The sequence below is a fragment of the Pseudarthrobacter sp. HLT1-3 genome, assembly GCF_059383535.1.
On sequence record NZ_JBWZCJ010000055.1, the window covers coordinates 1 to 5,434 of the forward strand.

General features: G+C 69.5%; 4 protein-coding genes and 1 pseudogene. 4 read left to right on the plus strand and 1 reads right to left on the minus strand.

Going from position 1 to position 5,434, the window contains the following annotated elements; all coding sequences use genetic code 11:
* Positions 1-33: 33 nt before the first annotated feature.
* The gene (locus tag AC50X9_RS21100; protein ID WP_494897020.1) at positions 34-1,086 is read left to right on the plus strand and encodes a metallophosphoesterase family protein; all 1,053 of its coding nucleotides are present in this window, start codon (positions 34-36) and stop codon (positions 1,084-1,086) included.
* A 275-nt stretch (positions 1,087-1,361) separates the two neighbouring features.
* Here AC50X9_RS21100 and AC50X9_RS21105 read toward each other — a convergent pair.
* Positions 1,362-1,535 (minus strand): annotated as a pseudogene (locus tag AC50X9_RS21105) (IS3 family transposase); the annotation flags it as partial.
* 613 nt (positions 1,536-2,148) lie between these two features.
* Here AC50X9_RS21105 and AC50X9_RS21110 point away from each other — a divergent pair.
* Genes AC50X9_RS21110 through AC50X9_RS21120 form a run of 3 tightly spaced genes read left to right on the plus strand, consistent with a single transcriptional unit; the run spans position 2,149 to position 5,354 of the window.
* Positions 2,149-3,249 (plus strand): hypothetical protein, encoded by a 1,101-nt coding sequence (locus tag AC50X9_RS21110; RefSeq protein ID WP_494897022.1) that lies wholly within the window; start codon positions 2,149-2,151, stop codon positions 3,247-3,249.
* Positions 3,233-4,081, plus strand: a complete 849-nt coding sequence (locus tag AC50X9_RS21115) for a glycosyltransferase (protein ID WP_494897024.1) — start codon at positions 3,233-3,235, stop codon at positions 4,079-4,081. Before AC50X9_RS21110 ends, AC50X9_RS21115 begins: the two co-directional genes overlap by 17 nt.
* Positions 4,071-5,354: a lipopolysaccharide biosynthesis protein gene (locus AC50X9_RS21120; RefSeq protein WP_494897026.1), complete on the plus strand. Its 1,284-nt coding sequence runs from the start codon at positions 4,071-4,073 to the stop codon at positions 5,352-5,354. Before AC50X9_RS21115 ends, AC50X9_RS21120 begins: the two co-directional genes overlap by 11 nt.
* Positions 5,355-5,434 lie beyond the last annotated feature (80 nt).

Here is a 5,434-nt window from a genome sequence, read left to right on the forward strand (position 1 = left end):
CCTCTTCCTTCCACGCGTGCTCGGACTCCTCGCATGAACCGCGCCGCGCAGTGGCGGCTCCTCAGCGACCTCCACCTGGGCGTGTCCGACGACGACCCCCGGCGCCCCGGCAGCGCGCTGGACGAGTTCCTGCACCGCGAGGTGCTCGCAGCTTCCGGCCCGCAGCAGCACGTCGCCTTCGTCGGAGACACATTCGAGCTGGTCGGGTTCACCGAGGACGGGAGCCTGGCCCGGCTCGAGTCCATCCTCGCCGGCCACGGCGACACATTCCGGGCGCTGAAGGCATGTGCGGCGCGCGGAGTACAGCTGCACTTCGTGTGCGGCAACCACGATGTGGAGCTGGCCCGGCCGTCGGTTGCCGCCCGACTGTCGGCGCTGCTGTCACCTGCCGACCCCACTAGGGTTCGGGTGCACCCGTGGTTCCTGCACGTGCCCCACGTGCTGGTGGCCGAGCACGGCCACCAGCACCACGCGCTGCACCGGATGCCCGAGGTGCTCCGCGCGGCGGTCAACGGCACCGACGAGCTGGACCTCCCACCGCTCGCTGCCTGGAACGCCCATCCGTCGAGATCACGCCTGAGCCGTGCCGGTGCCGTTGCCCGGGCCTGCCTGGCGTCCGAGCGGGCGGAACGCCGCGTCCGGGAGCTCGCCTACGACGAGCTGCTGCAGACCGAGTCACTGCGGCTCGCGCTCGACGGGGTGGCCGTTCGGGACCTGGCGCGCCTGTCCCGGTTCCGGACGGTGTCCGCGCTCCCGGTCGCCGCGACCCGCATGGTGCTCGCGGCCGCCGGGCGCAGAGGCGCCGGCGAAGGGCCTCCTGCTGCAGCGGGCCGAGTCGCACGTACCCTCGAAGCGCACGGTTCCGGGGTGGCCTGGTACGTCTCGGGCCACACCCACCGGGCCCTCGAATCGGCACTCGAGGCGTGCCCCACCCGGTACGTCAACACCGGCACGTGGTGTTCGGACGTCCGCGGTCGCGGACCCGACCAGTCGGACCGTCTGGCGTTCCCGTACGCCATGGTCGACGTCGCGGGGGACGGCACCACCAGCGGCGGGCTGCGGTACTGGCGTCCGGAGGGTGGCTGAGCCGTATGCGCGTGCAGCCCGCCCGGGCGGGCGCACGCGCGCATGCAAGGAAAATGGGGCGGCGGGCCGCCGGTCCCGCGGGGAACCCGATGTGCGCCAGAGCCTGGCGCCCGAGCACTTCGTGCAGGCCGGGCATCTCGCCCCGCCACGGCTTGCCTGCCTTGACCAGCCCACAGCCGGTTCGGCAGCGTAGCCAGGAACTGGCGCTCGACCAGGTCCGCGGGCCTGCAGGTTTCCGGTGCCGGCCTGGTCGTCAGCGGCCCCTTGGTCCGGGAGATCCCGCGCAGGCCCTTCTGGCGCATCAGCCGCTCGACGGTGCAGCGCGCCGCCGGTATGTCCTGCCCGTGCAGCGCCTTGTGGACCTTCGGGTCTTGCAGACGCCGTAGTTCCCGGCATGGATGCCGTCGATCTTTTCCCCCAGCGCCCGGTCGCTGACTGCTCTGGCGCACTCAGGTCGGGACCGGCGGCCGTACGAGCTCTGCCGCGAGAGACGCGCCGAGGCCTGCTTCGGGACAGTGTTCGCCCTGCGCAGCTCACGGACCACGCACTCGAGTCCGTGATCGGTACATGTCCGCCGTCCTCGTTCCTGGCCGCAGGCCCTCGTCGACCTCGGCCGGGCTCCCCAGGTCCGCAGCGCCTCCCTGTTCACCCGGAACTGCTCACCTATCCGGCTGAACACACGCCGGTCCTGGTCGCAGGGTCTTTCCGTGCATCAATGGCCATCCGCGTTGCGCGCTCACGCAGCTCGTTTTGGGTACTTCCGTTCTGCTGGCATGAGAATCATCCTTCCGGGTAATCGATGCCTCCATCAAACCCGGTGCGATTCACGCCCCTGGCTCTGGCGGGAGCACGAAATTCCCTACGTAGGATGCGATTTAAAAGCGTAGGACGCGATGTAAAAAGGAGTACTCACTACTGGTGTTTACCTGGCCGGCCTACCATACGGTCAATTACGAGCAGAGTCACTCGGCCGGGGGTTTCGAATCCTCTAGGGGCATTGGATGGACTAGTCGCTGGGGCCGAGACACCATCCGACCGACACCACTCAGACAGGGGACGACCATGCAGACCAAGAGCAAGACCAAGACCAAAGCACTGCACTTCGACATCCACGGCCGCGTCATGATTCGCGTCGACGCGGAGGCGCCGGCAGCGGCCCAGCTTCGGAGCATGTTGGCGTGTTTCGCCACCGGCACCGAGCGGCCTGCCGACATCGTCGTCGATGACCAGCTGGAGCCGATGCCGGATGCGGGACTGGTTGAGCACGAACTCGCGTACACGGAGAACAGCGTGCGTTTCCAAGCCGATCGGGTCCAGGTCGTGAGGGACGCAGAGCAGTGGCGCATTCACGGGCCGGGCGAGCTGTTGACCTCCGTGGTCCCTGTTCTCGATGCCGCCATGGTCGGTCGAGGAGCTGGCATGATCCACGCGGCAACGATGGCGTACCGGGGTCACGCGATCGCGCTTCCCGCAGCCGGAGGGACCGGTAAGACGAGCACTGCCGCCAAGCTGATGCGGCGCGAGGGGTGGTCGTTTATGGGTGACGACTGGGCCTTCCTCGCCGAGGACGCCACGATGCTCGGCTACGCCAAGCCGATGTTCATCAAGCCGCACCACCGGGCCATCTACCCGCACCTGTTCGAAGGTGTCCGGAAGCCCCTGGTCCCCTCACAGCTCTCGGACAGCGTCGGCCGTCTCACCACGGTGGTGCACCCGTACGTCATCCGTTATCCGCGCCTCGCGGACTTCTCCCGGCGATGGTCGCCGGAGCACCGCATGGTCGATCCGGGGACCGCGTTCCCGGGGCGAGAAGTGACGACCTCGGCCCCGCTCGCGGCCGCCATCTACATCGAGCGCTACGAGGGCGCCCGGTCTCGGATCGTCGAGCGGACGAGCGATTGGATGGTCGACCGCATGCTCGGCAACTTCCACATCGAGATGGCCGGCTTCTCGCAGCGGGTTGTGACCGGCCTGGCGGCCACGTCCGTCCTCCCGTGGCGCGAGCACTTCGCGGCGAAGGGGGTTGTGCTGAGCAAGGCGCTCGACGGACGTCCCTGCCACCTGCTGCAGGTGCCCGCCGCGTACTCGGCGGACGAGGCGTCGGACGACATCGTCCGGTATCTCGAGCAGCTGCTACCGTCGGTCCTTGACGAGCAGATCTGAGGGGGTGGACGTAGTGCGTCACAGCCCTTCCGAGGTCACCGCGGTCGTTCCGGCCCGCAACGCGGAGGACCTGCTCCCGCGCTGTCTGGAGGCCCTGCGTCAGTCCGGTGTCGCTGAGATCATCGTGGTGGACGGATGCTCCACGGACCGCACCGTCGGCATTGCCCTCGCGGCCGGTGCCCGGGTCCTGAGTGACGAGGGCCGCGGCCTGCCATGGGCTCGAACGCTTGGTGTGCGGAGCAGCAGCACCCGTTGGGTCCTGCTCGTCGACGCCGACGTCGTGTTCGGGCCCTCGGGGGTCGCCGACCTGCTCACGGAGTTGGTGGAGGGCGGCTACGACGCCCTCCAGGCCGGTTTGGAGAGTGTTGCTGGACCGGGCTACTGGGGGCAGGCGCTGGCACATCACCATCGCACCGGCCGCAGCCGCAACTGGTTCGGGCTCGTGGCGACGGTCGTCGACCGAGACCTGATGCTGGGCGTGGGTTTCGATGACTCGTTCAAGTCGGGGGAGGACATCGAGCTGCGTTGGCGGATGCGGCAGTCAGGGCTGCGAACGGCGGTGTCACGCCGGGTCGTCGTCGAACATCGTTTCGCCGCAGACGACTTCGACTTCGCGCTCGACCAGTTCCTCATGGACGGAACGGGACTGGGACGGATGGTCCGCAAGCACGGCTTGCGCGGTGCGAGGTTGGCGCTGCTGCCCGCCGCCGCGGCAGTCCGGGGCAGCGCCTTGAGCCTCGTCGAGGGCCAGCCTCGGTGGCTGCGCTACTACGTCGCCTTCTGCTGGTATAACTACGCGGCCATGGCGAGGGGTCTGCGTCGTGAGCGCTGAGCGGGGGACCGTTGTCATGGGCGGCTCGACCGTCCGGCATTCCGCCTTGCGCAGCTCCCTCGGCCTCGTCGTGGCCAAGGCCGCCCAGACGGGCGCGGGTTTCGCCTTCTGGGTCGTGGCCGCGCGCGCGACGTCCGATCGCGAGGTCGGGCTCACCATGGCCGCGGTCTCGGCGGTGATGATCTGCACGCAGCTCGCGGTGCTGGGCGCCGGGTCGGCCGTGATCGTGGCGGTGGGGCGAGGGGAGCCGCCCGCGCGGGTGCTGGACGCGGCGTTCGCCATCGTGGGGGTAGCCAGCACGGTGCTGGCCCTCGGCTACCTTGTGCTGCAGTCGGCTGTGATGCCGGACACGGCCTTGGTATCGGTTCTCTTCTGGCTCACGTTCCTCGTGGCTGCCGTCACCGGCACCCTGGTCATCGTGCTGGACCAGGCGCTCGTGGCGTTGGGACGCGGTGCCAGCGCGACCTCGAGGTACATGTTGGGCGGCGGGGTCTCACTCGGGGCTGCTGCGCTCGTGGCCTGGCTGTCGCACGGCGTCTCCGCCGACGTGCTGATGGCCTGCTGGACCCTCGGGACGACCGTGGCGTGCGTCGTCGGTGCGGTCCAGCTGCGACGACTGGTCGGCTACCGGCCGCGACCGTCCTTGCGCTCGGCACGCGGCCGTCCGCTGCTGGCGCTGGGCCTTCCCTACCAGCTCCTCACCCTCACCGAGCGCGCCCCCGGGCTGGTGCTGCCGCTCCTGCTCGCGCACATGGTGGCGCCGGAGGCAGCTGCCTACTGGTATCCCGCTTGGATGATGGCCTGGGCCGCCTACTCCGCTCCGATGCTGATGGGCATCGTCCAGTTCTCCGAGGGTGTCCGCGACCCGGACCGCCTGGTTTCGACCACCTGGGCGAGTCTTCGTTTGTCGCTCGCCGTGGGAGGTCTGGCTGCCGCCGTCCTCGTCATCCTGGCTCACCCGCTGCTCAGTCTGCTGGGGGAGCGGTACGCCGATTCGTCCGCCGGTGCTCTGCGGTGGTTGGCTGCCGGACTGGTCCCCTATGCGGTGCTGCAGGCCTACAACGCCGTGTGCCGGGCCCGCGGTAGCTACACGGAGGCGATCGTGGTCGGTGTGACGCTTGGTGTCGCCCTCTGCGCCTCGGCGTTGTGGGCCGCCGACCAGGGCGCCAGCGCCATGGCCCTTGCGTGGCTGGTGGTGCTCTCCATCGGGGCCGCGGCGGTCGGCCTTCGGCTGGTCGTCGTCCTCCGGCGCGTCACGCGGGATGCGCGATGAGCCGCCCTCCGGCTCGTCATGCGGGAGGTGCGGTGACGAGCACGGTCGATGTGACCAGCCGCACGGAGGGGCGCTGGAAG

What these genes read in the sequence shown, in the direction of transcription:
- AC50X9_RS21110 (WP_494897022.1), top strand. Translation starts at nt 2,149, where the DNA reads ATGCAGACCAAGAGCAAGACCAAGACCAAAGCACTGCACTTCGACATC.
- AC50X9_RS21100 (WP_494897020.1), top strand. Translation starts at nt 34, where the DNA reads ATGAACCGCGCCGCGCAGTGGCGGCTCCTCAGCGACCTCCACCTGGGC.